Consider the following 24,882-nt stretch of genomic DNA (forward strand, 5'->3'; position numbering starts at 1 on the left):
GGAGGCCGGCTGGTCCCCTTTCTGCTCGAATCGGGCTATCGAGTCAGATGTCTGGCGCGGAGCCCGAAGAAGTTGAAGGACAGAGGCTGGGCCTCCGAACCGAAGGTTGAGATCGTCGCCGGTGACCTGGTGAACACCGAAACGCTCGGGAAACAGATGCTCGGTTGCAGCGCCGCCTACCACCTCGCGCACTCGATGGTAGTTCGACGAGAGAGCCAGACCACCCAGGACGAGGAGCTCGCATATTGTTTCGCGCAAGCCGCCGCTCGAGCCGGGTGTGAGCGGGTTATCTATCTCGGTGGACTCGCGGAGGCTCGTGAGCATGCGAGCGCACGCTTGCGCTCGCGCACGGAAGTGGAGGCTGCACTCAGGTCGGGCCCAACTCCGGTAACGGTCCTTCGCGCGGGCACAATCATCGGCGCGGGTTCCGCGTCGTTCGAGATTCTGCGCTACCTGGTCGAACGGCAACCGGTGATGGTCGCGCCAAGCTGGGTAGGCCATCCATGCCAGCCGATTGCTGTTCGCAACGTCCTTCAATACCTCGTGTCGGCTCTGGAACGTGCGCCGTCGGCATCATGTTCATTCGACATCGGTGGACCCAAAGTCGTTCCCTACAGAGAGGTGATACAGCACATGGCGAAGGCCCTGGGCCTTCCTCGCCGGCCTGTCCTGCCGGTCCCGCTGATGACCGCGCGAATGGCTGCCCTCTGGATTCATCTCGTGACGCCGGTGAGCTATGGAACTGCGTTGCCCCTCGCGGACGGTCTCCAGATCGGAGCGGTGTGCCGCGACGAAAGCGCCCAACGTTCGATGCCGCAGCGGCTGCTCGGTGTTCGCGAGTCGATTGACGATGCGCTCGGTAAGGTGGCCGCGGGTGCGGTGGAGACCTCGTGGACCGACGCTGGGCTGATTTCAGGCGACCCTGACTGGGCAGGGGGGACCGTATTCGTGCATCGAGAAGAAACCGAGGTCGTCGCGTCAGCGGAAGACCTGTTCCGCAGCGTCTGCAGGATCGGCGGTCGCCACGGCTGGTATGCGGCGGATTCCCTGTGGAGGCTTCGCGGACTCATGGATCGGGTGATAGGCGGACCGGGGCTCGATCGGGGCCGAAGGAGTCCTGATCAGATTCGACACGGAGATGCTCTCGATTTCTGGCGTGTCACCGAGATTGAGCCCAACCGCTCTTTGATCCTGCGCGCCGAAATGAAGGTCCCCGGAGAGGCCATCCTGGAATTTCGAATGTGGCCGATGGAGTACCGGCCTGGCATGACCGTGCTCGAGCAGACTGCTCGCTTCACACCAAAGGGCCTGACGGGGGTGTTGTACTGGTATTCCGTGTTGCCCTTCCACGGCATCGTCTTTCGCGGGATGATCGACGGCATTCGTCGCGCGGCAGAGAAGCGGGCTGCCGCCAATTCCGGTGACCCCCGTGTCTCGAGTTGAGTGCGCGGCCAGGTGAAGGCCCGCAGAGGCGGGGGTGACTCACGTCTTCGGAATGAGAAAGACCGTCTGGTTGCCTCCCGAGGAGGTCGGGAAAGGTCACGGGCACCAAAAAACCCCCTCCACGTGGGAGGGGGTCGATGGATCGCCTTGGCGGGCGAGGCTATTTACCAACCGCCGCGGTGGCCGCCGCCACCACCGCCACCACGCCGGTCCTGGGCCACGTCGACCCGGATCGGTCGGCCGTCCAGCTGAAAGCCGTTCATCGCCGATATCGCCTTGTCGGCAGCCTCGTCATCGGAGAAGGTAACGAACCCGAAACCACGCGAGCGGCCGGTGTCGCGGTCCGTGATCACCTTGGCCTCGGTGACCTCGCCGAACTGCGCGAAAGCCTCGTGCAGCCCTTCGTTGGTTGTATCCCAGCTCAGACTTCCTACGAACAGTTTCTTGCTCATCGCTCCCGTTTTCCTTTCGGGGCTTCGCCGCCCCTCCGTCGCTCGGTTTCGGCAAATCTTCCATTTTGCCGTTTCGCCGGACGCCCCGCTGGCATCCACAAAGGCGCACCAATATACATGGGAATTGCGGGTTTTCGGCCGAGATGTCGCTAGCCACGCTGGCAGCAATCACGGGGTTGTCGCGGTGGTGGCCGGCGGGTAGCCGCATGCCGTCAGGAGAGTCGTGACGAGCTCGAGGCGCGTTCGCAAGGCGTCCGGGTTCTCGTCGAGGCGTCGCACGCGCGGTGACCACCGGATGTCGATCCGATTCGGATGGACGTGAACGCTCTCGAAATTCTCACTTGTGGCAAGGGCGCGTAACGCTTTGCGCACGGACTCAGTACCGAAGAGCGATCGCAGGCTGCCTTCATCGCTGCCGGCAAAGCGGAGGAGCGCATCGAGCTCGCGATCACTGATCTCGAAATCCTTGACGAGGCCGATTTTGGCCAGCAGCCGGCTGCCGGGTTTTTCGATCTCGGCGGTCCAGCGGCCCGGAGCGGCAATCGACATCTTCAGGGTGGCGCCTCCGCGGTCGTACTGCGAGGGATACTGAATCAGGTAACGGCACGAATATCCTCGGTACATGCCGTCGACCGCGCCGCGAAGAAACCCGCCGTGCCGCGATGTGCCGAGCTCGAATGCAGGGCCCAGGAGCTCGGCCCGCCGCTGCCCCTTTCTCAGGAGCAGAAAGCCGGCGAGTGTGAGACCGGCCGTCACGACGGCTGCGACCAGGGCGATGTGCATCGTTGCCGGATCCATGTCACGAACATCAGTGTAACCGGTGGTCGGTGTCAAGGGGCTCCGCAGTACCGATCGCGCTTCCTCGGGCTACAATGCATCGCCATGAATGATCTCGAGAGACTTCGCGGCAAGCTGGACGAGGTTGACCGGCGCCTGCTCGAGGCGCTCGGCGACCGGCTGAAGACGGTGGCAGAGATTGCGCGGGTCAAGGCCACGGGCCTGTCCTTTCTCCGTGACCACGACCGCGAGTCGGAGCTCCTGGAGCGGGTCGAGGGCTGGGCCAGAGAGCTCGGGCTCGACGGTTTCCGGACCCACGAGATCTACCGCGAGATCATCGCCATGTCGCTCAAGGCGCAGGAGGAAGCGCTGCTCAAGCGCGAGCAGGTGGAGCGCTCTGCTCGCGGGGCGCACCGGGTCGCATTTCAGGGTATCGAGGGGTCCTACAGTCAGCTGGCAGCTCGAAAGTACTTCGCTGTGCGGTCCGAGGGCATGGAGTTCGTCGGCACGCGGACGTTTTCCGAGGCGTTGACCCTGGCCGAAAGCGGAGAGGTGGGCTATGCATTCCTGCCGGTGGAGAACACCACCGCAGGCTCCATCAACCAGACCTACGATCTGCTGCGCCAGACGGCTCTCTCGATTGTTGGTGAAGAGGTGCTTCACGTGCGCCACCGGCTTCTCGGGCTACCGGGTGCGAAAGAGGAGGGCCTGCGACGCGTGCTGTCCCACCCGCAGGCGCTGACCCAGTGCTCGCGCTTCCTCGGGTCGTTGGAGGGCGTCGAACTGGTGGCATTCGTGGACACTGCCGCCGCGGCTCGAGAGGTGAGCGGCTCCGATGATCTGTCGCAAGCTGCCATCGCCAGTGCCGAGGCCGGAGAGATCTACGGCCTGACGGCGCTTCGCGACGGAATTGCGGATCAGGAGGAGAACTGGACGCGATTCGTCGTCATTTCGGGCCTCGAGATCGAGCTCGACCCGCGCATTCCGGCAAAGACCTCGCTGGTGTTCACGACCCCTCACAGGGAGGGAGCGCTGGCCCACTGTCTTCAGATTCTCGCCGAACACGGAGTGAACCTGACCAAGCTCGAATCACGGCCCGTCCCGCAGCGCCCCTGGGAGTACCTCTTCTACGCCGACATCGAGGGATTCGTGGGGTCGGAGAGCACGAGACTGGCCGTCGCCGAGCTTCGGCGCGAGTGCCCGTATCTGAGGGTCCTGGGGAGTTACCCTGCGCGCACCACGGCCGACGGATCGGTTGATAGATTCTCGGAGGACGGCGTGTGATCCGCGTCAGCCGACTTTTCATTTACCCGATCAAATCGTGTCGTGGCGTCGAGGTGGGCGAAGCCCGGGTGGGCGCTACCGGTTTCGAGCACGACCGGCGGTGGATGCTCGTCGGTGGAGACGGTTCGTTTCTCAGCCAACGCGAATATCCGCGAATGGCGCTGGTCAAAGTCCGGGTTGGAGAGGACCGGCTCAGCCTGGCGGCCCCGGGTCTCCCGGCGTTCGAGGTGGGGTTCGGCGAAGAACCGCGGCGGAGCAGTCGAGTCACCGTGTGGGACGACGTCTGCGAAGCCGTCGACGAGGGTGAAAAGGCTGCTCGTTGGTTCTCCGAACACCTCGGTGTTTCCGCTCGACTCGTGCGGCTGGCCGACGACGATGCGCGGCCGCTGAGCTCACCTGCGGCCCAGCCAGGAGATCGCGTTTCCTTTGCAGACGGCTTTCCGTTTCTCCTCCTTTCACAGGCATCGCATGACGGCCTCAACCGTCGATTGTCGCTTCCGGTGCCCATCGATCGATTCCGGGCGAACATTGTGGTGGATGGCTGTGAACCCCACGCCGAGGACCGGTGGGATCAGGTCCGCGTCGGTGAGGTGGAGTTCAAGGTCGCGAAACCGTGTGCCCGCTGTGTCATCACGACCGTCGATCAGGCGACCGGGGAACGGGGCCGGGAGCCCTTACGAACACTCTCGACCTATCGGACGCGGGACGGCCAGGTGCTCTTCGGCCAGAACCTGGTGCACCGGGGTTCGGGGATCGTCCGGCTTGGCGACCCGGTGGAGATACTCGCCGATATCCGAAACCGATGATCAACCTGCGACAGTTGCTACAATGACTACATGCAAGAGCAGACCATAATGGCATCGAGATCAGCAAGGGTGTCTCAGGTGGGTTGGGTCGGTCTGCTCTGCAATCTGGCATTGGCGGCCGGCAAGGCGGCCGCCGGCATCGCCGGTAACAGCCAGGCGGTGCTCGCCGACGCCCTTCACAGCTTGACCGATTCGGTGACCGATGTTGCGGTAATCCTCGGTGTCAAATATTGGACGGCGCCCGCCGACGAGGACCATCCGCACGGCCACGGGCGGATCGAGACCCTGATTACGGTGGCGATCGGCCTGGTCGTCGGTGCGGTGGCTGTCGGCATGGGTGCGCACGCCATCCGGGGTCTGCGCAGCGATGTCCTGATCGTTCCCTCAGGCGTGGCACTGGGCGTGTCACTGGCCTCGATAGCGATCAAGGAAGTTCTGTACCGATGGACCGCCAGGGTCGGACGCGAAGTGAAGTCACCGGCTCTGGTGGCCAACGCGTGGCACCATCGATCGGACGCGATCTCCTCGATACCCGCGGCGGTGGCGGTTGGGGTGGCTCTGATCGATCCGGAGTGGGCCGTGGTCGACAGGGTCGGTGCGGTGGTTGTGTGCCTCCTGATCCTGCAGGCGTCGTGGCGCATTCTTCGTCCCGCGCTGGACCAACTGGTTGACACCGGGGCGCCGACAGCCGCTCGGAAACGCATCGAAGAGCTTGCTTTGGAGGTCGACGGCGTGGAAGACGCCCACGCTGTGCGCACCCGGTACGTCGGATCGGAGCTGGCGGTGGATCTGCACGTGGAGGTGGATGGCGGGCTCAGCGTCGGCGAGGGTCACTCGATCGCGGTTGCGGTGCGCAGGAAGCTGCTCGAGAACGGTCCTGACGTGACGGACGCAGTGGTCCAGATTGAACCGCACAAGCTGCCGACCGGGAGCTGAAGGGGTTCGGGCTGGGTGGGCTCGTCATCATCAGGTGCCACCATGAAATCGAGTGGTCTGGGATTTTCAGCGTCGGGCGCGGTTGTGTGGCTTACCGTTGTTGCCCTGGCGGTCTCCTTCGGGATTGGTGGATACGGCCTGATCGAGCCTGACGAGGGCCGCAACGCCGAGGTCGCACGCGAAATGGCGGCGACCGACAATTACGTGTTGCCGCACCTCAACGGGCTGCCGTATCTGGACAAGCCAGTTCTCTATTTTGCCGCGGTCGCCGGGATGGTCGAGTTCATGGGTCCGACCGAGCTCGCTGCACGAAGTGTGTCCCTCATGTTCGGCCTGGCGACGGCAGCCCTCGTTGGGGGGTTCGCCTATCGACGATGGGGCCTCGACGCGGCTGTGGTGGCCGCCACTGCGGCCGCCACCGCACCGCTCGCGCTCGGTCTGTCGCGGGTCGTGATCATGGACTCGATGTTGAGCTTTTTCGTGGCCCTCGCCCTCATGGCTTTTTTCATCGCAATCGAGAAACGAAACGGCGCTGAGGAATTGGCAGCGGGCGGCCGGACCTCGATGTACTGGACCCTGGTCGCGTGGGCGGCAATGGGGCTCGGCGTGCTGACCAAAGGTCCGGTTGCGATTGCGGTTCCACTTCTTGCAGCGACCGTCTACGGCATTCGAAGACGCTCCCTGCGTACCGTGTGGCACCCGTTCGGTTTTGTGACGATGTTGATCATCGTTCTGCCGTGGGTGTGGGCCGTCTTGCGGGAGGTTCCGGATTTCTTCAGGTATGTCGTCGTTACCGAGACGTGGGCGAGAATGACTACGGATGAACTCGGTCGGACAGAGCCTTTCTGGTTCTTCGTACCGGTCCTGTTGTTCGGTGCCTTCCCGTGGTCGTTCCTCGTGCTGTCGAATCTGCGAGCGAATTTGATTCCGGACGACCCTGACGACCGTTGGATCCGCCTCTATCTGTGGTTGTGGATTGTGTTACCGCTCGTGTTTTTCTCTCTTGCGCGCGGCAAACAGGAGCAATACGTGCTCCCCCTGATACCTGCGGTGGCGCTCCTGATCTCAGGCCAGTGGTCGGATCGCCAGAGAGGGGTTCGCGTGGCCGCATCGGCGTGGGCACTTCTCGGCCTGGCGGCATTGTTATATGCCTCTCTCGGAATGCCGGGTCTCGATACCTCGCGGGTTTCAGCTGCGGTGGCTTCGCGGACGGCGATTTTCTTCGGTGTGGTGGCACTGGTTGGGGCGTGTGTGGCCGGGTTCGGTTCTGTCGCGCGGTATTCTCTGGCGGTTATTGGCTTGGCATTTCCGCTGATGATGCTCCCAGTTGCCAGCTCCGTTCTGATGAAGGAGGTGGCGGCGAGTCGATCGACACGAGGTCTGGCGGCGGCAATCGAGGATCACCTGACACCGCTCACCCAACTGCTGTGGATCGAGAGCTACGCACCTGGGATGTCGTTTTATCTGGAGAGGCCCATCCCAGTGGCGTCGATTGACGGTAATGAGCTTCGGAGCAACTACATCCTTGGTCACGCGGAGGCATACTTCGACGAAGCGGGTGTGATTCGGCCGCTGGCTTCTGCGTGGCGGGAAATGGCGGCCTGCAACGGGCCGCAGTTCTTCCTTTTCGGCGTCAAGAAGCCAGATCTCCGGAAAGCGGCCGAGGCGGCAGGTTGGCAGCAGTTGACCAAAAACCGACGCTGGATGGTCTATGGTCCGGATTGCAGCCGAGAGACCGGGTCGGCCAGCGAACCGCCCGGCCGAGAAACGGTGGTGAATTGATGCCTGGAATCAGAGAGTTTGCGAGCGTGGCTCGTGCCCCTTTTCTGCTACTGCCCCCGACGCTGGTTGCTTCGGGTGCTGCGGCGGCCGCTTGGGACGGAGCATTCTCCTGGACGCGAACCTTCCTTGCCGCTGTAGGTCTGGTGGCTCTGCACATGGCGGTCAATATTTTCAACGAGTGGAGCGACATGCGCACCGGGATCGACCTCGAGACCGAGCGCACGCCGTTCTCCGGCGGCAGTGGGACTCTGCCGGCCAGCGGTATGAGCCTGCGGACAGCCCTGGTCTTCGGCCTGGTCTGCAGCAGCGTCGGGCTCGCCATCGGGTTGTGGTTCGTGTCGAAAGTCGGGTGGGTGCTGGTGCCGCTGATGATTGCGGGGGCGGTGTCCGTGCTCGCTTACACCGATTTTTTGGCGCGGATCGGGATCGGCGAACTGGCGGCCGGCTTCGGACTCGGTGCGGGACCGGTGATCGGCAGTGCACTCGTGCAGGGCGGAGGGTGGAGTCACGCTGCCGTTGCTGCGTCGATTCCAGCATTCTTCATGACGTTCAATCTGCTTCTCCTGAACGAATTCCCTGATGAGGAGGCCGACCGCAAAGGCGGGCGGCGAAACCTCGTGATTCTCTTCGGGAGGAAGTCGGCGGCCCGGATCTACGCTCTCGCGGGGTGTGCAACGCCCGCTTCGGTCGCGAGTGCGGTGGTCGTCGGTATTCTTCCGCCGATGTGCTTGACCGCGGCTTTGCCGTCACTTCTATTGACCAAGCCGCTCAAGTGGGCCTTCACCGATCCGTCGCAGTCGGTGCCCATTCCTGCCCTCGGCGCGAATGTCGTATGGAATCTGGCGACGAACACGCTCTTGGCGTTGGCTCTGGTTGTGGCGATACTTTTTCGGAGTTAAGAGTTAAGAGTTAAGAGTTAAGAGTTGAGAGTTGAGAGTTGAGAGTGGAGAGTGGAGAGTACTTCCTGCCCGTCCCAATGGGACCGGGAGGGTGGGTGGGAACTCTCAACTCAAAACTCACAACTCAAAACTGCCGAAGGCTACGCGCTCCTGACCCCGTACCGCACCACCCGATTCCTCCCCTTGCTCTTGGCCCGATACAGGGCTCTGTCGGCCGCTTGTAGAACTGCCTCTGTGCCGACCGCCCGGGCGGAAGGTCCGGCAAAACCGATGCTCACAGATACGTTGATCAGCTTCGGAGATCGACTCTGTTTGCGCGGAGGATCGGGTTTCTTTCGTGGGCGGTTGGGCCCCCGAAGGGCGAAACGCCGGTTGGCGATCGCTTCCCGTACGTTCTCGAGCGGATCCGCGGCGCCCGACGGTTTGGTGCCCGGGAAGACGATCGCGAACTCCTCACCGCCGTAGCGATAGGCCTTTCCGCCGCCACCGACCTTCTGCAACTCGGTCGCGACCATGCGCAACGCCTGGTCTCCCGCGGCGTGGCCGTGGCGATCGTTGAATCGTTTGAAATGGTCGACATCGGCCATCGCAATCGTGTAGTCGCCGTTGAGAGTGCGGAGCGCTTCCTCCAGCGCTCGTCTTCCGGGAAGGCCGGTGAGCTCGTCGTGATAGGCGAGGCGATAGGAATCCTCGACCAGTCCGGTCAGCAGCACGAGCTGTGCGGCGGTGAAGCCGAGGGTCGCTGCGTGGGGTCCTCTCCAGGAGAGCAGGGCGATGGAAGCAGCCACGATCACCCACAGCAGCGAACCCTCGAAAGTGGTGCGGCGGGCCGCGAAAGCCAGGGCGATGAATGCGCCAGCTATCAGAAAAACGAGTCGTGAGAAATCGGGCGATGTGAGGAGCTCACCGATGCTTCGGACAAGGCTGTTACCCGCTTCCGAAGGCACCAAACCGGCGACCTGTCCGACGAGGACCGCCTGGAGAACGACAATCGCTGCCAGAAGGAGGATCGTTGGCCCGGTGATCGGTTGCTCTGGAAGCAGCGAGAGCAGCGCCAGAGTGATCGGCAAGAAGAACGACAGGGTGGCGAGGCCGACCTCCGAAGACGGGTCTGCCAACGGGCCGCGGGAGAGGAAGTTCGCGAGCGCGACGGCGAGTGCGGCGATCACCAGCCGACCACGCCGGAACCTCCACCCGAGAACCAGCAGGAGAACCGCGAGGAACTCGGCGAGCACGTTGGTTATCGGTCGTTGCGCCTCCGGCAGGCCGGAGATGCCAGCGATCCAGGCCGCCAGAACCGGCAGACCCCCAACGACCATCGTGATCTTGCCGGCGCCCCTCATCATTCAATTGTAAGTTCGATAGTGGAGGCTTCAGGAAAAATGCGGGTTCAGCGCCGCCAACGCATCCGAACGAGATAGGTGTCGCCGGTGCGGGTCGACCACAACATGTTCTCATCATCCGGAAACTCGAGATCGTAGACGGTGGATTTTCCGCCTTCGGTCGTGACCTCGATGCGCGAGCCTCTGAGCAGCTTGTAGCTGGCCCATTCCTCGCCGTTCAGGCTGATGAAGGTCTCGGAGAAATTGTACGAGTCGGTGTTGGTGAAATCCATCTCGACCTTGTGCCAGTCGCCCTGAATGCGTACGTTGTTGTTCGAGAGCACGGCAATGGTGTCGCGATTGGACCACAGCCACGCCGCGCCCACAGCCAGGACTACCAGGATGAACAGCCGAGTCAGGAAGGATTTCACGTGTTTTCTCCTTGCGCAGGCTGCTGGACCGCATATCTGTTATACACCAAGAGCCCGATCGCCGTCGTGATGGCGAGTCCCGCGAACAGCACCCACATGACACCCGGCCGGTCGACTCCGTATGGACCGTAGTGCTGATAGGCGAGGCCCGAAAGAAGGCCTCCAAACAGGTTGCCAAGAGCGACGCACCAGTAAAAGTAACCCATGTACATGCCGACTTTTTCAGGGGGGGCGATACGCCCCGCGTACTCCTTGGAGCGCGGACTGGCCAGCATCTCGCCAACCGAGAACACGAGAACCGCCGCGACCACCACCCAGCCGGTCGCACCGGCGAGGTAGATCAGGAAGCTGACAACGGTTACTGTAACGCCGAGAATGATGCTGGTGAGGGGCGACCTGCGGCGCACCAGATAGGCGATGAAAACCTGGAAGCAGATGATGCCGAAAGCGTTGAGGTTGATGATGTACTCGGGCTTGATCTGACCGTTCTCGAGGAGGGCCCGGCTCCAGTTCGTGATATCGGCGCCGACCAGGCTGGCGAAGCCGGTCAACGCGGCGAGCAGATCTGATGTGTCGATGTAATCGCGGATGTACTCGGGCAGGGTCATGAAGATCTGGTTGAAAGAGGTCCAGAAACCGGCCATCAGGAGCAGGAAGATCAGATAACGTCCCTCCCCGACCTTCATCGGCTGCAGCAGCCACGGCGCCGACTGATCTTTGCCTGCGGCCCGGAGCACCATGTCGAAGAGGAGGTTGAACCCGAGCCATGTCGCTGCAAGCGCTCCCACCAGCGGGAAGCTCCACCATTTGGACCCCATCACCAACATGACCAGAAGGCCGGCGACGAGCACAAAGAAACGGGCGTTACCCACGACGCCGATCATTCCGGAAAAGACCTCCCTGAGACTCCGTTGGCTTTCTGCCTGGGCGTCTCGAGGCGGTTCCCTATAGAGGGCGATGCAGGTGAGGCCCATGATGATGATCCAACTGGCGGAAGCCCAGAAGACGTACTTCCAATCCCAGCCGCGAACAATGCCGGCGACGATCGGGCCGATGAATCCCCCGATGTTGACCATCATGTAAAAGATGCCGAATCCCATCGATCCGGTTTCCTCGTTGGTTGTCTTGACAACGGTCGATATGACGACCGGCTTGAACATCCCGTGGCCGACCGCCACCAGGAAGTAGACCGAGAGAAATCCCCAGAAGGTGCGCGGTGCAGCGAGCAGTATGTAGGCCGGAGCCATTACGACCGCCGAAGCGAGGAACATACGTTTGTAGCCGAAACGGTCGGCAAGGGCGCCGAAGACAGCCGGGAAGAGGTACAGGAAGAAGGTTGCGAGCCCCTGAATCACCCCGCGGTCTTCAGAGCTGAAACCGAGGCCGCCGTCGGCAACACTGTTGGTGAGATAGAGGGTGGATACCGCGTAGAAGCCGTACCAGCCCATGCGCTCGAAGATCTCCATTGCGTTGGCGGTCCAGAAGGACTGTGGGAATTGTCGCCAGACGGACTGTGTCTCGGTCACTCGGTGTCTCCCAACGCGCTCTGCGCCACGTCACCGTACGGAGACTGCATGCGGGTGTCAATTGGTGTAGGACCAGACCTCGGGCTTCTCTTGTGACAAATCACCACCCGAATCGGGTAACTCCTCCGGGCTCGATGTCGTACATTGACCAAGCGAGTCGATTCATGGTGACCTTTGTATCTTTATTCCTCTGGCTGATGACCGGGGAGCAGCCGGTCAGGGTAGCGGTCGACCCGACGGTAGCGTCGGTCGAGATTCTGCTCGATGGACAGAGCATCGGGGTCGCGACCGATCCGGCTTGGCAGGTCACAGCCGATTTCGGCCAGCGCTTGCGACCTCACGAACTGGTTGCGATCGCGCGGGACGAATCCGGCCGAGAGGTCGACCGCGAGGTTCAGGTGATCAACCTCCCTCGACCGGAGGCGGAGGTCGAGCTGGTGTTCGAGGAAGGAACGCCAGAGGCGCCGACGTCGTTGCGAGTGATCACTGTGAGCGCCGAACGGCTCGAGCCGCTCGCGGTTTTTGCCACCTTTGACGGTGTGATGCTGCCGAAGGAGGGTGACGGACGTTTTCGTCTGCCACCGTACGATCGCCGGCAGATGCACCTTGTTTCCGCCGAAGCGTATTACCCGGACGGGATCACCGCTCGACGTGATGTCACGTTCGGAGGCACCTACGGCGGCAGGATTGCCACCGAGCTCACTGCCGTACCGGTGACCGTCGATAAGCGACGAGATCTGCGTGCCGGGGATCTCGGGGGACTGCTCCGGGCGCGCGGCGAGGTTCTCAGTGTTGCCGCCGTGGACCGTCCGGGCGGGCGGGTCTATTTCGTGCGTGATCATTCGGCATGGCCGGCTCTTCGCAGGACCGGCTACCAGTTGGATCGGCGCCGGCACACGACTCGTATGAGGTTCAACAAATTGCTCTCCAACATGGCGCAGGGTCCCGGAGCCATATCGGAAATCCCGTCTCAGAAAGAGAGATTTTACCTGATCGTTCCCAACCCGGCCTTTACCCGAGGCCTGGCACTTTATCCGATTCTCCAACCCTTCAATATCGACCGCTGGGGGCTGCCGTGGCTGGCCACCCACCTGGTGAGCAACGAAGCCGCGATACCAGGACAGCGACTGCCCGATGCGGTGGCCGTGGCGGCGCTCCGGGCGGCGGGTGACGGCTGTCCTCGCGCCGTGGTGTTGGTGCTGGGCGGGGATGGGTTTGAGGCGGGCAACTATGGCGCCGTAGCTGTGCGCGAGTACCTGAGGACCCTCAAGGTGCCGCTCTACGTGTGGAGGGTCGCCGGTGAACCGATCACGCCCTGGGGTCGGGCGGAGATCGTCGACAGCACCCACTCACTGTCCGGGGCCTCGAAGGGTCTTCTCAAGGATCTCCGTCGCCAGTGGATCGTGTGGGTCGAGGGGCTCCACCTGCCGAATGAGATCGAGATCGATGAAAACCGTTTCGGGATCCGTCTCGCAAACTGAAAAGGGGGCCGCAACGGTCACCCGGGCATTGGAACATCTGGGTTGATTGCGCTCAGTTGCGGGTCGGCTGGCCTGCAGGACCCGCCACCGCAAAATTCAACAGGGCGACGATGATCGCCGTCAGCTCGTGTTCGAAATCGAAATGATAGACCTCGAGACCGGGTACCGAAAAAGAGCTGTCGATTGAAGCAGGATGGCTTCCTGCCCACGACAGCCCTGCGACAACGGCTTCGATTCGAACAAGGAGGCGAAGCGCACCTGCCTCGTTCAGGCTCTCAATACGCTCGGCCATGGCGGGAGCCAGGGAGGACATCATTCGACGGTGGCGATGCCGGAACGCTGTCGTGGTTTCGAGATCGATGTTTGGAATGATGGTGGAGTGGAGAAGCCCGTGGAGGCGAACCAGTGTGGCTTTCGAGACCAGCGTCGAGGAGATGGCACGGGCCGCGGCGGGGATTTGAACGGTTCCTGCGTCCTCCCTGGCGAGGGCCTCGATCTCTGCGTACCAGGTGCCGAGTTGCTGCTCGAAGAGGCGGAGAAAGAGCTCCTCCTTGGTTCGGAAGTAGAGGTAAAGAGTTCCCTTGGCGATGCCGGCGCGTTCGGCAATTCTCTCCATCGAGATGTCGCCGTAGGACCAACCTTGGAGGAGCTCGCCGGCGGATGCAAGGATCTGTTGGCGGCGGGCTTCTTTTTCCACCGCCCCGGTGGCCCGGCGTTTACCCATGATGATTCTTGATTGAACTGACCATAAGTCATTTATAAACGACTATTGGTCATTTTTCAAACGAGGAGTATCCCCCCCAGTGCGGATTCGTCCTGGCGCGTGCCAAGGCTGTGCCTGCACAGGAGGTTTCGAGGCATTCGCAGCGATGCCAGACCTTGACACGGTGCGTGGGTCGTTCAAACATGAATGAGTGCTCATTCACCGGGAGGACACATGCCGGAGAGCCAGAAGAGCCGTGAGTTGACGCCCCGCGAACAGAAACGAAACCGGATTCTCCGTGCGGCTATCGAGGTCTTCGCATCGAAGGGCTATTTCGCGGCACGCATGACCGACGTCGCCGCCGAAGCTGATGTGGCGGACGGCACTTTGTACCTCTACTTCGAGGGCAAGGAGCACCTGTTGATGTCGATCTTCGACGACGTTCTGGGACGCTTCATCGACCATCTCGATGCTGAAATATCAGAACTGACTGATCCGATCGAGAAGCTCGCGGTGATGGTCCGGCTCCACCTCGAGACCGTCGGACGAGACCGTGCGCTGGCCAACCTACTCCAGATCGAAACCAGACACTCACGCCGATTCATGAGCCTTTTCACCCGTGGTAAACTCGGCGAGTATTTGAATCGGGTGCGCGACATCATAGTGGAGGGCCAGGAGTTGGGCGTGTTCCGAGGAGATATCAGTCCCGGACTCGCCACCAATCTCGTCTTCGGTGCGGTCGACGAGCTTGTCACCAGCTGGCTGCTGGCCGAGCATCCAGGTGACCTCCTGCGCCACTACCGACCGCTGGTCAGCATGTTGACCGACGGCATTTCACCCTGTCGCCATCACGGGGGAGAGCAACCATGACCGAGAAGACTGTCCTCGATCTGTACCGGTGCGATTTCGAAAACCCGAAGGAAGAGCACTATTTTCACTACACCCTCGACGGCCACACCACGACCAGCACCGAGGAGTTCTTCAGCAACACGGCGGGACTCGCGGTCGGCCTCGAAAAGCTCGGCGTCGGCCGTGGCGACCGAGTGATGCTGTTGACGGACAACCGACCGGAGTGGCACATGGTGGATCTCGCCACAGTCGATCTCGGCGCCGCCGACGTGCCGGTGTACGGCACGCTGACTCCGTCCAAAATCGCTTACCAGGTCAAAGACTCCGGCTCCAAGATCGCGATTGCTGAAAACGCAGAGCAAATGGCGAAATTCCTGCAAATTCGCGATGAGTGTCCGACTCTCGAGCACGTGATCCAGATCGATGGCCCGTGTGCGGCTGGCGTGTTACCGCTGGCCGAGGTCATTGATACCGGGAGATCGGGAGAGTCGGAAGACCTTTTCTGGCAACGCGCCGAGAGAGTCGCTGCCGAAGATCTCCTGACCCTGATCTACACCTCGGGCACCACCGGCAACCCCAAGGGCGTGGCGCTGACCCACGAAAACCTGGTGCAGAACGTTCTCCCATCTGCAGAGAGGGCCGCGGTCGATCGTGACGATTTCTGTCTCGAGTTCCTGCCCCTGTGCCACGTATTCGAGAGAATGCTCGGCTACCTTTACATGTACAAGGGAGTCACCAAGGCATACTGCTCCGTCTACCACGTCGGTGACCTGGTCGCCACGATCAAACCGACGGTCTTCGCGAGCGTGCCGCGAATTTACGAAAAGGTCTACGACAAGGTCAACGACAAGGTGAACAACTCGCCTGCCGTGCGCCGCGCGTTGTTCAACTGGGCGCTGGGAGTCGGCCGCAAGGCGTATCCCGAGAGACTTGCCGGGGGCGATCCCGGCGGGATCTCCTACCGGCTTGCGGATGCTCTCGTGCTGTCGAAGGTGCGGGAGGCCCTTGGTGGTCGGCTGCGGTTCTGCGTCTCCGGGGGCGCGCCACTGCCGCTGTTCATCAACGAGTTCTTCCACTCGGTCGGCATCCGGATCCTCGAGGGCTATGGCCTCACCGAAACCTCTCCAGTGATTTCAGTCAACGGATTCAGCGGTGGAGAGACGCGTCTGGGAACGGTGGGTCGCGCGATTTCGAACGTCGACGCCAAGATAGCCGAGGACGGCGAGCTGTGCGTCAAAGGGCCGTCGATCATGAAGGAATACTGGAACCTGCCGGACAAGACGGCCGAGGTTTTCGATGCGGACGGTTACTTCCTGACAGGTGACATCGCGGAAATCGACAGCGAGGGTTTCATCCGCATTACCGATCGAAAGAAGGACCTGATCGTGACCGCGGGTGGCAAGAACATCGCCCCGCAGCCGATCGAGGCAGAGCTCAAGCGCTCGCCGTTGGTCGACAACGCGGTGATCATCGGCGACCGGAGGCCGTACCTGGTTGTATTGCTCTCACCCAACACCGAAGCCGTAGAACAGTGGGCTGAGAACGAAGGCGTCACCTACTCGTCGATCGGGGAAGTCACCAGCAATCCGAAGCTTGCCGAGGCTTTCGCCGAGGTCGTGGAAAACACCAACAATGGCCTCGCGAGTTACGAGCAGATCAAAAAGCACGCGATTCTGCCGCTCATGTTGTCGATCGAGGATGGGACCCTGACCCCGACTCTCAAAGTCAAACGGCGAGTCGTGGAGAAGGAGTACCTGGACCTGATCGAGAGCCTGTACGAGGGCTAGCTGTGGCGTCTCACAAGGATGGTCAGTGAAAGGCAGAATCTGACAACCGCTACAGGCGTTCCACCACCAGAAGCGTGGCATCATCCTCCAGCGACCCGCCTCCGGTGTGGTTTTCCACCGCCCGGAGGATCTCGTCGCAGAGATTCTCGGCGGTAGGTTTTTCGACCGCGGCGGTCACCTCAGCGACCCGCTGAACCCCGAACTCCTCCTCGTGCGAATCTTCCGCCTCCGTGAGACCGTCCGTATAGAGCACCGCCAGATCACCAGGCTCCAGCCGCGCGGCAGATTCCGTGTACTTCGCCGAGTCGAGGATGCCGAGCGGCAGCCCGCTGCTCGTGAGCTCCTCGATCGAACCATCGGCCCGCCTGATGAGGATCGGGAGGTGGCCGGCGTTCACGGCTCGCAGCGAACCGTCGCGATCGATACTGACCATGGCCAGGGTCGCGAATCGATTATCGGCGGTGGCTCCGAAAAGGTAGGCATTGATGCGTTCTGCAAGCTCGGCAAGGTCGCGCGATCCACGCGCCATCAGGCGCACCCCGGCATGGACGCCGGAGGCGATCATGCCCGCTCCGACTCCCTTTCCGGATACATCGGTGACCGTGGCGATCAACGTATCGTCGCGGATCAGCACGTCATAGGTGTCGCCCGCGACCTGCCTGCTCGACGATGAACGAACGGCAAGACGAAATCCCTCGAGGTCCGGGAATTCCCGCGGGTGGAGGTGCGACTGGATGACGGCCGCCATCTCGAGCTCTCGTTTGAGCCGTTCACGCTCGAGCGATTCGCGCGTCAGCCTCACGTACTCCATTGCGACGGTAACCTGAACCGCAAACAGCTCGAGCAGGCGCACATCGTTGGCCGCAAATGGCTCGGTGCCGGCTCTCGCCTCTTTGTCGGAAGCGACCAGCAGCCCGAGGGTTCCGGAATCGGTCTGCAATGGAAGCGCGACCACCTCATCGGTATAGATTCCGTGCAGCCAGGCTTTGCCGATTTCGTTTTCAGCGAGGCGAGTCGGACCGAAGCCGCCGGCGACGGCTGCCGACTCCGGCGAATCACCGAGGTAGAGATGTGCGGAGCGGACGCCGAGCAGCGCAACCAGGTGGCTGATCAGTTCTTCAGCGATCGCTTCGGTCTCGAGAATGTCGCCGATGCCGGTCGCGATGGAGCGGATTGCCTCGAGCTCCCAGAGGTGGATCCGTTCATCAAAGCGGCTACGTTTGAGCTCTTCGCGAAGCTGCCAGGCCCGGAGGCCGATCCTGACCGCATCGAGAGTCGATTCATCGAGACGATCGAGCTGGAGTAACCGCATGCACCAGTGACCCTCACCGCTACCGAACGGGATCTCACTCCAGCCCTCGGTCGCGTTCTCGACCTGGGGAGAAACCGTTCTCGGCCAGCGGGCGACCGGATCCTCGCCGCTCTTCAGAACCCCCGCTCGCGAACCGGATTCCTCCACCACCACCCTGAGGATTTCTTCGGGGAGGTCAGGACCGGCGTGACCGCTGAGCGCGATATCCGCGAGGCGCAGCAGATCAGACAGAGAGGTCTCCAAGGATGGCGGTTTGGGCAGCGTCGCGATCCGGAAAGATCGTCGCGTACTGTACGAGGCCCATGATTTCGAAGGTTTTGGAAATCGTTGGCGTTAGATTACAGAAGGCGAGTTGGCCCTTTTCGTCCATCAGCTTTTCGAGTATTTCGAGAAGGATCGAAACCCCGATAGAGTTGATGATCCGCGTGCCGTCGAGATCAATGAGAAGCTTCTTGCAGCCCTGACTCATCAAGGTGTTGGCCGCGTCGGCGATGGCCTGTCCACCTTCGTTATTGATGTATCCGGACGCGGCGATGACGCCAACGTCGCCAGAGATGAAATCCTGAGAGATCTTGATCCGCTCTTCGTTCATTGTGTACCTTCCACCAGCTTGCGCATAGCTACCACGGTTTTGCCGGGTGTCGACTCTATCTGAACATCGTCCATCAGTTCCCTAATCAACGTCAGGCCCCACCCCCGTTTCGAGGCGCAACCAATGACTCGAGAAGCGCTGTTCTTTGGCGCCGTCTCCGGGTCGAATCCTCCACCGTGGTCCTCGACCTCTATTACGAGGCAACGTTTGGAATCGTGGTTGTCCTCCCGCAGCCGGACGGTCACCGGCCCCCCTCCGTGCTCCATGGCGTTCAGGCACGCCTCGACCACGGCCACGCTCGATGCCTCGACGTGCGTCTGGTGCATCCCGAGGGCGCCACCCAGGGTCTCTACAGCCTTGGCTGCCACCAACTCCACGTTGGGCACCACCGGAAGGTGCAGGACCACCTCCATGATGAGCCTACAACTGTAGCAGAACTCGCGTCAGCGTCCACGCAAGCTTGATGTGTGGGATTGCGGGGTCGAGGTTGAAGGTCAGCACTTGCGCCATGGCGACTGCGAGAGCAGTGATGGTCGCGGCAGCCGAAAAGCGTTGGATCGCAATGGACCTCATCAAACAACCTCCGCTGTCACAAGTGGCAAGAACCGTGCCAAAACCCAACCCTGCATGTACACATCTCAATTGGTGTATTTTGCATCAAGTGAAGCAGGAATGACTATTGAATGGTTGTTAAGTTGTTTTTAAGAGGGGATTAATATCAATTGATGCTTTCTGCATCATGAGTTGCAAAACGCTGCAATTTTCTGTAGAGGGTTGTGCGATCGATGCCCAGGATGCGGGCGGCCTCCTGCCGGTTGCCATCCACCGCTCGCAGTACGGCCTCGATGTGGCGCCTCTCCACCTCGGACAGGCTTACGAGGCCGCCGGAGCTCGGATCTTGCTTGCTTTCGACGTCGAGCCGCAGGTCGTCCACCGTAATCGTCTCTTCCGGAGCCAGGGCGATGGCCGCCTGGATCGCGTTCTCCAGCTCCCGAACATTGCCTGGAAACGGGTGCGCCATCAGCGCTGCGAGGGCTTCGCGCGACAGTGAGAGGCCCGGGCGGCCGAACCGCTCACCATACAGCTCGAGAAAATGTCGCGCTAGAAGCGGAATATCTCCCCGGCGTTCACGCAGGGGTGGAACGTCGACAACGACCACCCGAAGGCGGTAATACAGATCTTGGCGGAACTCGCCCTGCTCCACCATTGCCTCCAGGTCGCGGTTGGTCGCGGTCACCAAGTGGATGTCGACCGGAATTCTTTCGCGACCGCCAAGCCGCTCGAATTCACGTTCCTGTACGACCCGCAGAAGCTTTGCCTGGAGTGCAAGAGAAAGGTCGGCCACCTCGTCGAGAAACAGAGTGCCGCCGTTGGCGAGCTCGATCTTGCCGTGCCGCCGCTGGACGCCGGTGGCTACGCCCTCTTCGATACCGAAGAGCTCGGACTCGAGGAGGGTTTCCGGAAGCGCGGCGCAGTTGAGCGGAACGAACGGCGCCCGCGCTCGATCGGAGAATGAGTGGAGGAGAAGCGCCACACGTTCCTTGCCGACCCCGGATTCGCCCCGTAGCAGCACGTTGACTCCGGTCGGAGCGGCTCGCCGTACCAGTTCCAACATGCCCTCGATCTGGCTCGACTCGCCGATGAAGCCCTCTCTCCGCGCGACGTCGCGAAGCGCCCGGTTTTCATCGGCCAGCCGCTGGCGATCACGCTCGATCGCCTGAATACGGCGCGCCGTGGCGACTGCTGTCGCGACCATCCGCGCCATCGACTGCAGCAGGCGAGCGTCCGTTTCGGAGAAGGGAATCCTCCCCTCGCGGGTTTCCTTGTCGGCGAGCACGACCATCCCGAGGTTGCGTTGCTGCCAGAAGATCGGGGCCGCCATCAGCTCGAATGGAGGTTCCTCTGTGTTTCGTTGCGTGCTGACCACCTGGCCGGCGGCGAGCTCCTCCAGAAGGTGGGTATCGAAGAAGGACCTCACGACCTCGAGGCTTTGCGGGAGCCCGACCGAGCGTACCAGGGCTTCCTGGCCGCCCGGATGGAGGGTGCTGACGAAGCCGGAACGTGCATCGAGGGTTCCCACCGCGCGCTGCAGCAGCTCCTCGATCAGCTCTTCCTCCGAAAGAACGCCGCCGATCGTCAGCGACAGATCGACCAGCGTCTCGAGCTGGAGGCCGCGCCAATCTCGGTAAAAAGAATCCATCTGTGGTCAAGTGTACCGTGAGACGTACACTGATACTGGCTTTCAGCGCCATCCGCCACCTGGCGGGGCGAGGGCGGGACATCTCCGATCGAAGTTACGGCAGACTCGAGTACAATACGCGGCCAACAACGACCCGTGGGGAATTTTCAGGGTATGTCGATGCATCGCAAACTCATCTGTACGTCAACGTTCATCCTGCTCGCCGCGGTGGTGGTGTCGCCGGTTCCCTGCGAATCGGCCGAACCGGGCCCATCGGTCGTGATCATTACCGTGGATGCTCTGCGAGCCGATCACCTCGGTGCCTACGGTTACGCTCGCCCGACCTCGCCGGTCATCGATCAGCTGATGTCCGACGGCCAGCGTTTCGAACGCGCGTGGACGCCCGAACCGCTGACCGGGCCAGCCATGTGTTCGATGATCACCGGCCTCTATCCGCACGTTCACGCGGCAACACGGAACGGCCTTCGCATGCGGGAAGGACTCGATTCGTTGCCGAAAATCCTGGCGAAAAACGGCTGGAAGACTGCGGCCTTCGTCGGCACCTGGACGCTTAAAGACAATCTGACACGCCTCGGCGAGCATTTCGACACCTACGGCGAGCGGCTCGAACGGCGTCGGTGGTTCGGCATTCTCAACAGCGAGGCCACCGCCGAAGACCTCACCGATGACGCCCTGGGTTGGCTGGGCGAAGAACGAAAAAAGGGACCGGAAAAACCATTCTTCCTTTGGGTCCACTACATCGAACCACACGCGCCATATCGCCTTTGGGAGGAGTTCGCCGGCGGGCTGGGCGTCAACCCGGGAAAAGCCACCAAAGCCGACCGATACGACACCGAGATTGCAGCCGTGGATGAGTCGATCGGCCGGTTGCTGAACGGTTTGCGACAGGCGGTAGACGAGAAGGACCTCTTGATCGTGTTTACCGCCGACCACGGCGAGAGTCTGGGTGAGCACGACTACTGGGGCCACGGCCGATACCTTTACGAGCCGTCCCTCCGCATACCCCTCGGAGTCATCTGGAAGGGGGCCATCCGGGCAGGCACCGTCAGCTCCCAGGCGAATCTCCTCGATCTGATGCCGACCCTGCTCGAGCTCGTCGGGCTCGATGTGCCCCCGGATCTGCCAGGTGCGAGCTGGGCAAAGACAGTCCTTGGTGGCGTCGAGCTCGAAGAACGCGTTGGCTGTTTCCAGGCCCATCGTGGCGCGGTCCATGGCGGCACCCACGACAGCGACAAGAAGAGATCCAAAGGCCTCCTCTCGGTGGGCGTCATCGGGGGTGCCCGAAAAGAAATCGTCCACCTCGACCCGCAGACCAGGTTTCTCTTCAACCTCGACGAGGATCCGCTGGAGTTGCAGAGCGCGGTTCCGGCCGGCTCGCAACCCTCGAAGGAGCTGTTCAGTTGCCTGGCTGAGGTCTCTGATGGGCTCGGGAGCCTCGATCGGCTTGCCACGGAGAAGCTCGACGCCGAGACGGTCGAGAAATTGCGTGCGCTCGGTTATTTGGAATGACCCTGCCGGCCATCTGATCTTCGGCCGGGCGGCCGGCCGCCGACGCATCAGGGTTCGTTGATCAGATTTTCGAGGGCCGATCTCAGATCATCCATCTGATCTCCGCTCAATCTCTGGCCCAGCTGACTCGCGAGGTAGAGCAAAATGCCGAACAGGCCGACCATCGGGATACTCGCCAGCGCCCAGGGAGTTCGGTCGGTTGCCCACTGCGCGTAGCCCCAGGTGCTGCCGACCAGGAGGGCGAACCCGAGACCGAAGGCTAAAAAGACGTACAGCGTCCACACGTTGGGTTGCGGTGCGAACTGGCACCGGAGTCGCGATCTTTCGCCATCCTGATCAGCGGTGACGCTGAGCCACGGCGACCACAGTCGGCGGTCGCTCTCGGGCACGAACAGCTCTGCATGGCGGCCCACCGATACGCCGGCACAGTGGGGGCACTTTGGAAGGCGGTCGCGCAGTCGTTCCATGATCGCGTCGGCATCGCGGTCGAACTCGATTTCGAAGCGCGGCCTGATGCGCGCCGTGCTCACCGTAACGCTCTCTTCATATCAGAATTGATTCCGGGTCGCAGTGTATAACAACCGTGTGCCCCACCGGGAGTCGTCATCGAAGGCGGATTACGGACCGATGAAAAAGGGAATGTCGTGGGCGACTGGAGCGTTCGAACAGTGGTCGCGATAAAGGAGTCCTCATGATCAAGCGCAGGAAGATCAGTGGTTCGGACACGGTCAAAGTCAGCTTCATTCTGCCCGCCGACGACTCCCGGCTGCCGGCTTCCGTGGTCGGCGATTTCAACCAGTGGGATCCCAGTGCGGACCTCATGGTACGTCGCAGCAACGGAACCTTCAGCGCGGTGGTGCCGCTGGTCTGCGGAGAGACTTATCGCTTTCGCTACCGCTCAGACGATGGTGCCTGGTTCAACGAAGAAGCGGCTGACGGGTACGATGCCAACGTCCATGGTTCTACCGACTGTCTCATAGAGCTTTGATCCGGGTGGGGATGAACCCCGCTCCAACAGTCTTCAGGGTCGGGAGACAGCGCCAGTGACCGGAGTCAGGAACAGGAACCGGGGCAGTGGTCATGCTCCGAGAGGCCGCCATGTTCACCTCAGGCTTCTCGCACACGCTCGTGCAGCCGAGCCTGAAGACTTGCAGATGGCTTTGGCTTTGATTGACGAGGTGCGAGCGGTGACTTGGCGGTTGTTGCACCCGAAGAACTGACGTGGCGGGGCCGACGAGACTCGACCACGGAGGGGCTGGGAGGGGTGGAGAAGTGGCGACGTCGAGGACATCCAGTGAAAAACAAAGGCCGCCCGTGGGGGCGGCCGACTTATTCACATGGCGGGGCCGACGAGACTCGAACTCGCGACCTCAGGCGTGACAGGCCTGCGTTCTAACCAGCTGAACTACGACCCCGCATCTGCCCGGTCAGAGTTGGTGGGAGGTGGGGGACTCGAACCCACGACCCCCTGCGTGTAAGGCAGGTGCTCTGACCAACTGAGCTAACCTCCCGAACGGATGACCGTTGGGAGCGTTATGGTAGAGGTCAATCCCATGTGTGTCAAGCTTGTGGGAGTCGTCGGTCACGGGTTTTCCAAGACCGGTCGGTGGCTGACTCTCATCGATTTTGTTTGCTTTACAACTCCCCGCGAGACGCAATACACTTGGGCCATGAGTGACCCACATGAGATATGGCGTCTCGGGCAGTGGATCGGCCGCCGAGAGGGCGGCGCGGCGCGTCTCTCGTGGGATGGTGGTGAACTGATAATTCGCGTCCACGACGGTCGAATACGCTTTGCCGAAGGGATCGATTCGAATGAGCTCAGCAAACGGTTGAGCTGCCAACCGACCGGCCGGACAGATCTCCTGGAAGAAGCCCGCGCGCTGGCTGGCGAAGGACAGATCGCCGAGAACCACGCCATGAGTGCAGCCAAGGAGCTGATTCAAAAGGACCTCAATGCGTGGCTGCTCGATCCGAACCGGGAGCTGGAAATCATCGAGGGGGAACCCGACGAGGTTGACGGCGCTACGATCTCGATTACGCATGCTCTGGTCGAGCTGGTTTTGTCTGACATCTCGGGTGACACGGCCCGGGCGATTCTTCCGGACGATGATGTGTTGCTCGCGCGCTCGCCAGGATTCCTCGAGCTCTACGCGCCGCTGCGTCTCTCGGAAGAGGCGGATTTGATCGTTTCCAGAATCACCGGCGAGAAGGCGGTCAACGAAATTGCAGAGAGCTCGGCTCACGGTGCGCGCGAGGTCATGCGTCTTCTCTCGGGCCTGGTCGTTACCGGAATTCTCGAGCCTGAAACGCCTCTGCACATCAGTGACGAAGTCGACCTCCTCCCGGCGGAGGAGTTTGAAGTCGAGTCGAAGAAGAGCATTCCGGTCTCCTGGATCGTGGCGGCTGCAGCCGTACTCTTGGTCGTGCTCGCGGTGATCATCTTCATCATGACGCGATCCGGGGAGTCCGTGCCGGCGCAGGGCGCGATAGCCACTGAGGGACTCGCCTGGACGTTGGTGATCGACATGGGCTGTGAACCTCAGGACCTGCAAAGGGTGCTTCGAAAGGCCCAGGAGAATCCGAAGGCGGTCCGACCCGTTGCGACGGAAGCCAACGAGGACGGTGAGCAGTGCTGGCGCCTCGTGTGGGGCCGGTTTTCTTCCCGCGACGCAGCCATCGCAGCTACCGGCGGAGTGCCGGACGACTTGTTGCAGCAGGGCTTCGACCCGCATCCGATCGAACTGACCGGAGAAGAGACGGTGCCATCAGCCCCCGCGGGCGGTTAATC

At 61.8% G+C, this 24,882-nt stretch carries 24 protein-coding genes and 2 tRNA genes; 12 read left to right on the forward strand and 14 right to left on the reverse strand.

Going from position 1 to position 24,882, the window contains the following annotated elements:
* A partial coding sequence (locus LJE93_04990) for an SDR family oxidoreductase (protein ID MCG6948257.1) occupies window positions 1-1,443 on the forward strand: 1,443 nt, incomplete at its 5' end.
* A 164-nt stretch (window positions 1,444-1,607) separates the two neighbouring features.
* Here LJE93_04990 and LJE93_04995 read toward each other — a convergent pair.
* Both LJE93_04995 and LJE93_05000 read right to left on the reverse strand, forming a co-directional pair.
* On the reverse strand, window positions 1,608-1,895 hold the full coding sequence (locus LJE93_04995) for an RNA-binding protein (protein ID MCG6948258.1): 288 nt from the start codon (window positions 1,893-1,895) through the stop codon (window positions 1,608-1,610).
* A 168-nt stretch (window positions 1,896-2,063) separates the two neighbouring features.
* Entirely contained in the window at window positions 2,064-2,693 is a 630-nt protein-coding gene (locus tag LJE93_05000) for a hypothetical protein (protein MCG6948259.1), read from the reverse strand.
* 84 nt (window positions 2,694-2,777) lie between these two features.
* Here LJE93_05000 and pheA point away from each other — a divergent pair, with 84 nt between their 5' ends.
* Genes pheA through LJE93_05025 form a run of 5 tightly spaced genes read left to right on the forward strand, consistent with a single transcriptional unit; the run spans window position 2,778 to window position 8,379 of the window.
* Entirely contained in the window at window positions 2,778-3,956 is a 1,179-nt protein-coding gene (gene pheA / locus LJE93_05005) for a prephenate dehydratase (protein MCG6948260.1), read from the forward strand.
* Complete coding sequence (locus tag LJE93_05010) at window positions 3,953-4,762, forward strand: MOSC domain-containing protein (GenBank protein MCG6948261.1); 810 nt, start codon at window positions 3,953-3,955, stop codon at window positions 4,760-4,762. Before pheA ends, LJE93_05010 begins: the two co-directional genes overlap by 4 nt.
* Before the next feature lie 30 nt (window positions 4,763-4,792).
* The gene (locus LJE93_05015) at window positions 4,793-5,698 is read left to right on the forward strand and encodes a cation diffusion facilitator family transporter (protein MCG6948262.1); all 906 of its coding nucleotides are present in this window, start codon (window positions 4,793-4,795) and stop codon (window positions 5,696-5,698) included.
* Between the two features lie 42 nt (window positions 5,699-5,740).
* Window positions 5,741-7,480, forward strand: a complete 1,740-nt coding sequence (locus tag LJE93_05020; GenBank protein ID MCG6948263.1) for a phospholipid carrier-dependent glycosyltransferase — start codon at window positions 5,741-5,743, stop codon at window positions 7,478-7,480.
* The gene (locus tag LJE93_05025; GenBank protein MCG6948264.1) at window positions 7,480-8,379 is read left to right on the forward strand and encodes a prenyltransferase; all 900 of its coding nucleotides are present in this window, start codon (window positions 7,480-7,482) and stop codon (window positions 8,377-8,379) included. The genes LJE93_05020 and LJE93_05025 overlap by 1 nt, the downstream gene beginning before the upstream one ends.
* Before the next feature lie 140 nt (window positions 8,380-8,519).
* On the opposite strand, the gene LJE93_05030 is transcribed toward LJE93_05025, so the two are convergent.
* Genes LJE93_05030 through LJE93_05040 form a run of 3 tightly spaced genes read right to left on the reverse strand, consistent with a single transcriptional unit; the run spans window position 8,520 to window position 11,658 of the window.
* A complete protein-coding gene (locus LJE93_05030) occupies window positions 8,520-9,722 on the reverse strand; it encodes a GGDEF domain-containing protein (protein MCG6948265.1) in 1,203 nt (400 codons plus the stop codon).
* Window positions 9,723-9,769: 47 nt separating this feature from the next.
* On the reverse strand, window positions 9,770-10,132 hold the full coding sequence (locus LJE93_05035) for a hypothetical protein (GenBank protein MCG6948266.1): 363 nt from the start codon (window positions 10,130-10,132) through the stop codon (window positions 9,770-9,772).
* Window positions 10,129-11,658: an MFS transporter gene (locus tag LJE93_05040; GenBank protein MCG6948267.1), complete on the reverse strand. Its 1,530-nt coding sequence runs from the start codon at window positions 11,656-11,658 to the stop codon at window positions 10,129-10,131. The genes LJE93_05035 and LJE93_05040 overlap by 4 nt, the downstream gene beginning before the upstream one ends.
* A 164-nt stretch (window positions 11,659-11,822) precedes the next feature.
* On the opposite strand from LJE93_05040, the gene LJE93_05045 reads away from it, so the two are divergent.
* On the forward strand, window positions 11,823-13,139 hold the full coding sequence (locus LJE93_05045) for a hypothetical protein (protein MCG6948268.1): 1,317 nt from the start codon (window positions 11,823-11,825) through the stop codon (window positions 13,137-13,139).
* Window positions 13,140-13,191: 52 nt separating this feature from the next.
* On the opposite strand, the gene LJE93_05050 is transcribed toward LJE93_05045, so the two are convergent.
* Window positions 13,192-13,863: a TetR family transcriptional regulator gene (locus tag LJE93_05050; protein MCG6948269.1), complete on the reverse strand. Its 672-nt coding sequence runs from the start codon at window positions 13,861-13,863 to the stop codon at window positions 13,192-13,194.
* Between the two features lie 213 nt (window positions 13,864-14,076).
* Here LJE93_05050 and LJE93_05055 point away from each other — a divergent pair, with 213 nt between their 5' ends.
* Window positions 14,077-14,712, forward strand: a complete 636-nt coding sequence (locus tag LJE93_05055; GenBank protein MCG6948270.1) for a TetR family transcriptional regulator — start codon at window positions 14,077-14,079, stop codon at window positions 14,710-14,712.
* Window positions 14,709-16,478, forward strand: a complete 1,770-nt coding sequence (locus tag LJE93_05060) for a long-chain fatty acid--CoA ligase (GenBank protein MCG6948271.1) — start codon at window positions 14,709-14,711, stop codon at window positions 16,476-16,478. Before LJE93_05055 ends, LJE93_05060 begins: the two co-directional genes overlap by 4 nt.
* Window positions 16,479-16,527: 49 nt before the next feature.
* On the opposite strand, the gene LJE93_05065 is transcribed toward LJE93_05060, so the two are convergent.
* From LJE93_05065 to LJE93_05085, 5 genes are all read right to left on the reverse strand, one after another.
* The gene (locus tag LJE93_05065; protein ID MCG6948272.1) at window positions 16,528-18,033 is read right to left on the reverse strand and encodes a SpoIIE family protein phosphatase; all 1,506 of its coding nucleotides are present in this window, start codon (window positions 18,031-18,033) and stop codon (window positions 16,528-16,530) included.
* Window positions 18,014-18,382, reverse strand: coding sequence for an STAS domain-containing protein (locus LJE93_05070; protein ID MCG6948273.1), 369 nt, complete (start codon window positions 18,380-18,382; stop codon window positions 18,014-18,016). Before LJE93_05070 ends, LJE93_05065 begins: the two co-directional genes overlap by 20 nt.
* Complete coding sequence (locus LJE93_05075; protein MCG6948274.1) at window positions 18,379-18,795, reverse strand: ATP-binding protein; 417 nt, start codon at window positions 18,793-18,795, stop codon at window positions 18,379-18,381. The genes LJE93_05070 and LJE93_05075 overlap by 4 nt, the downstream gene beginning before the upstream one ends.
* A 7-nt stretch (window positions 18,796-18,802) precedes the next feature.
* On the reverse strand, window positions 18,803-18,955 hold the full coding sequence (locus tag LJE93_05080) for a hypothetical protein (protein ID MCG6948275.1): 153 nt from the start codon (window positions 18,953-18,955) through the stop codon (window positions 18,803-18,805).
* 145 nt (window positions 18,956-19,100) lie between these two features.
* On the reverse strand, window positions 19,101-20,582 hold the full coding sequence (locus LJE93_05085; GenBank protein MCG6948276.1) for a sigma-54-dependent Fis family transcriptional regulator: 1,482 nt from the start codon (window positions 20,580-20,582) through the stop codon (window positions 19,101-19,103).
* A gap of 159 nt (window positions 20,583-20,741) precedes the next feature.
* Between LJE93_05085 and LJE93_05090 the strand changes: the two genes are divergently transcribed.
* A complete protein-coding gene (locus LJE93_05090) occupies window positions 20,742-22,091 on the forward strand; it encodes a sulfatase (protein MCG6948277.1) in 1,350 nt (449 codons plus the stop codon).
* 47 nt (window positions 22,092-22,138) lie between these two features.
* Here LJE93_05090 and LJE93_05095 read toward each other — a convergent pair whose 3' ends face one another.
* A complete protein-coding gene (locus tag LJE93_05095) occupies window positions 22,139-22,621 on the reverse strand; it encodes a hypothetical protein (protein MCG6948278.1) in 483 nt (160 codons plus the stop codon).
* 161 nt (window positions 22,622-22,782) lie between these two features.
* Between LJE93_05095 and LJE93_05100 the strand changes: the two genes are divergently transcribed.
* Window positions 22,783-23,079 carry an isoamylase early set domain-containing protein gene (locus LJE93_05100; GenBank protein ID MCG6948279.1) on the forward strand — a complete coding sequence of 99 codons (297 nt, stop codon included), beginning with the start codon at window positions 22,783-22,785 and terminating at the stop codon, window positions 23,077-23,079.
* Window positions 23,080-23,429: 350 nt separating this feature from the next.
* On the opposite strand, the gene LJE93_05105 is transcribed toward LJE93_05100, so the two are convergent.
* Window positions 23,430-23,506 (reverse strand) — tRNA-Asp (locus LJE93_05105).
* A gap of 19 nt (window positions 23,507-23,525) precedes the next feature.
* Window positions 23,526-23,602, reverse strand: a tRNA-Val gene (locus LJE93_05110).
* A 159-nt stretch (window positions 23,603-23,761) separates the two neighbouring features.
* Between LJE93_05110 and LJE93_05115 the strand changes: the two genes are divergently transcribed.
* Window positions 23,762-24,880: a hypothetical protein gene (locus LJE93_05115; GenBank protein ID MCG6948280.1), complete on the forward strand. Its 1,119-nt coding sequence runs from the start codon at window positions 23,762-23,764 to the stop codon at window positions 24,878-24,880.
* Window positions 24,881-24,882 lie beyond the last annotated feature (2 nt).

It is taken from the genome of Acidobacteriota bacterium, assembly GCA_022340665.1.
In the GTDB taxonomy this organism is placed as follows: Bacteria; Acidobacteriota; Thermoanaerobaculia; order Thermoanaerobaculales; family Sulfomarinibacteraceae; genus Sulfomarinibacter.

Coding starts and splice junctions, on each gene's coding strand:
- LJE93_05000 (MCG6948259.1), bottom strand. CDS start 2,693: ATGGATCCGGCAACGATGCACATCGCCCTGGTCGCAGCCGTCGTGACG.
- LJE93_05070 (MCG6948273.1), bottom strand. CDS start 18,382: ATGAACGAAGAGCGGATCAAGATCTCTCAGGATTTCATCTCTGGCGAC.
- LJE93_05060 (MCG6948271.1), top strand. CDS start 14,709: ATGACCGAGAAGACTGTCCTCGATCTGTACCGGTGCGATTTCGAAAAC.
- LJE93_05080 (MCG6948275.1), bottom strand. CDS start 18,955: ATGAGGTCCATTGCGATCCAACGCTTTTCGGCTGCCGCGACCATCACT.
- LJE93_05025 (MCG6948264.1), top strand. CDS start 7,480: ATGCCTGGAATCAGAGAGTTTGCGAGCGTGGCTCGTGCCCCTTTTCTG.
- pheA (MCG6948260.1), top strand. CDS start 2,778: ATGAATGATCTCGAGAGACTTCGCGGCAAGCTGGACGAGGTTGACCGG.
- LJE93_05050 (MCG6948269.1), bottom strand. CDS start 13,863: ATGGGTAAACGCCGGGCCACCGGGGCGGTGGAAAAAGAAGCCCGCCGC.
- LJE93_04995 (MCG6948258.1), bottom strand. CDS start 1,895: ATGAGCAAGAAACTGTTCGTAGGAAGTCTGAGCTGGGATACAACCAAC.
- LJE93_05075 (MCG6948274.1), bottom strand. CDS start 18,795: ATGGAGGTGGTCCTGCACCTTCCGGTGGTGCCCAACGTGGAGTTGGTG.
- LJE93_05045 (MCG6948268.1), top strand. CDS start 11,823: ATGGTGACCTTTGTATCTTTATTCCTCTGGCTGATGACCGGGGAGCAG.
- LJE93_05015 (MCG6948262.1), top strand. CDS start 4,793: ATGCAAGAGCAGACCATAATGGCATCGAGATCAGCAAGGGTGTCTCAG.
- LJE93_05020 (MCG6948263.1), top strand. CDS start 5,741: ATGAAATCGAGTGGTCTGGGATTTTCAGCGTCGGGCGCGGTTGTGTGG.
- LJE93_05090 (MCG6948277.1), top strand. CDS start 20,742: ATGCATCGCAAACTCATCTGTACGTCAACGTTCATCCTGCTCGCCGCG.
- LJE93_05085 (MCG6948276.1), bottom strand. CDS start 20,582: ATGGATTCTTTTTACCGAGATTGGCGCGGCCTCCAGCTCGAGACGCTG.
- LJE93_05100 (MCG6948279.1), top strand. CDS start 22,783: ATGATCAAGCGCAGGAAGATCAGTGGTTCGGACACGGTCAAAGTCAGC.
- LJE93_05030 (MCG6948265.1), bottom strand. CDS start 9,722: ATGAGGGGCGCCGGCAAGATCACGATGGTCGTTGGGGGTCTGCCGGTT.
- LJE93_05055 (MCG6948270.1), top strand. CDS start 14,077: ATGCCGGAGAGCCAGAAGAGCCGTGAGTTGACGCCCCGCGAACAGAAA.
- LJE93_05115 (MCG6948280.1), top strand. CDS start 23,762: ATGAGTGACCCACATGAGATATGGCGTCTCGGGCAGTGGATCGGCCGC.